3 protein-coding genes are annotated in these 2,177 nt (G+C 40.0%); all 3 read left to right on the forward strand.

All coding sequences use genetic code 11. From position 1 onward, the window contains the following. Positions 1-255, forward strand: a 255-nt coding sequence (locus ACYSNU_RS18845; RefSeq protein ID WP_461738606.1) for a hypothetical protein, incomplete at its 5' end; no start/stop codon positions are given. A gap of 3 nt (positions 256-258) precedes the next feature. Continuing rightward, a complete protein-coding gene (locus ACYSNU_RS18850) occupies positions 259-1,773 on the forward strand; it encodes a distal tail protein Dit (protein WP_461738607.1) in 1,515 nt (504 codons plus the stop codon). Next, positions 1,774-2,177: hypothetical protein (locus ACYSNU_RS18855; RefSeq protein ID WP_461738608.1), on the forward strand; the 404-nt coding region annotated here is incomplete at its 3' end.

The following is a 2,177-nucleotide window of genomic DNA, read 5'->3' on the forward strand; positions in this document are numbered from 1 at the left end:
CAGCTAAACGAGCTAAGGAACAAAAGCATGGCGTCTGAAGTGTTGCAAACCATTAGTTTTGGAAAGCAATTCTCAAATCCTCTGGAAGACAGTTATATTCGACGATTGGAACAGCTTTTATCACGGCCTCTTTATATAAACTTGGATGGCTCTGTTACACTCGATGAGCGTGAAGTTGGAAGAATCATTGCTCCTACAGTCAAGGTGAAAAATGAAGAAGTCGAAACAATGCTAAATAAAGTATATGGGAGATAATCTATGAATAATTTATCAGTAAAATTTGATGGTCATGAATTATCGGATTATTTAGTTGTACAACCAGGGTTTAGTAGAGGCATTTCCGGTAATAATGAGGTTAAGTTGAAAAAAATAGGACTGGGTCAAGGACAAAAACTTGTCTCAGTCTCGTACAATGAAAAAATTATTCCTATGCCATTCTTTATGAAAAATAATTTAATTGTCAAGCGAAGAGAACTCGAGGCCATACTGAGTGTCACAGAACCGAAAGAACTCATTTTTGGAGATGAGCCTGACAAAGTTTATTATGCTTTGCCTGAAAGTGAAATTGATTTTTCAGACGAAAAGATGTATGGAAGTGCCAATTTTAATTGGCTTGTACCTGACGGTATGTCACACTCGATCACACTTACTCCTATAACCGCTGAACCAAATGAAACTGGCATCTTATCCATGGACATCAACTATGACGGCGTAGTGGACACGCCATTACAATTGAAATTCCATAACAATGCGGAAACAGGGTATCTGAGTGTGATAGGCATTCATGAAGACCAAGCAACGTTCCTCACCCAATTAGGTTATATGGATGAAGCGGATGGTGAAGTCCGAGAGAAAATGGCAACCATTTTCGAGAAAGACGGTGGGAAATCTTTCGCTAATTGGAAAGACGCTTCCGTCTTTTATGAAAATCAATCTAAAAAAGTAGTGACGACAATGTCGTCTATAACTGATTATGGCGGCTGGTTAGGGAAACTACCGAGTAGTTTTACCAATAATGGCGGCGTCTTTTACGGCGCTTGTAAAGAGCTTGTATTGCCCACTGCAGCACAGTCTTGTTACTTGTGGGCTAGAGCGTGGTTTGAAACCGCCGTAATGGGACAAACAGGCGAATGGTGTTTAGCGTATGTCGATGAAACCAATAAATTTATTGCAGGCATGGCAATCGAGAAAAGCGACGCTGTAGGAAATAGCGCCATGGTCAACTTTCTCATTGGAGATGGATCAGGAGGGAGTCGTGTGTACAAGACAATGCCATTGACTCCTTCGTACTGGCAACCACCAAATCCTTATGGGACAGAATCAAGGCTTATCAATACAAACATGTTCGATTTAAAAAAAGAAAATGACAAAATCACCTATTTCTTTAATGGAAGTTATTATACGGTCACCATTCCAGCATTACAAACAAAGAAGGTAAAGAAGGTTCAGTTCTTTACTGGACAATACGGCTCACGACCAGCTTCTAAATTAGTTACTCATATGGGGATTCGTGATGTCTTAGTCATCGATTTAAAATCGCAGTACTGGCAAGATTTACCCAATCGTTTCAAAGCAGGTACGGATGTTGAAATTCGTCAAGATTCGGGAATGAACATGATTTACCGAGATGGCATTAAAACGCTAGAAGATTTTGTGACCGGTAGCACCTTTCCTATTTTGAAACCCGGAAACAATCATATAGAGTTTGGATGGAGTGGGTTTACGACTACGCCACCCACCATTACAGGAACTTATGAAAAGAGGTGGTACTAATTGAACACACAAAAACCATTGTTGGCTGTTTTGGACAATCAAGACAATTTACTGTGCGTAACGGAAGACTACTTCGATAGTAACCTCCATCGATTCTTAGTCGGCACTGCAGCATTCTTTTCATGTTCTGTTCTCCAAACAGCAGAGATAGCCCCTTTTTTCAAAGTGGGAAACAAACTGTCTTTTGTCTATAAATCCAATCAGTATCATTTCGACATCACGGACATGGTGAAGAATGAGCAGAAAATTGAGATTAAAGCAGATAGCTTAACGCTTGAACTTCGAAATGAAGACAGCGGTAGTTATAAAGCGAGTGCGCCGATGTCGTTAGAAGAATACCTCAAAGTATTTCTTTTTTCTGGTGACAATCCAATTGAAATGGGTGTCAACGAAGTAGCGGATAA

This window comes from Enterococcus sp. LJL120, assembly GCF_054871765.1.

What these genes read in the sequence shown, in the direction of transcription:
- ACYSNU_RS18850 (WP_461738607.1), top strand. Translation starts at nt 259, where the DNA reads ATGAATAATTTATCAGTAAAATTTGATGGTCATGAATTATCGGATTAT.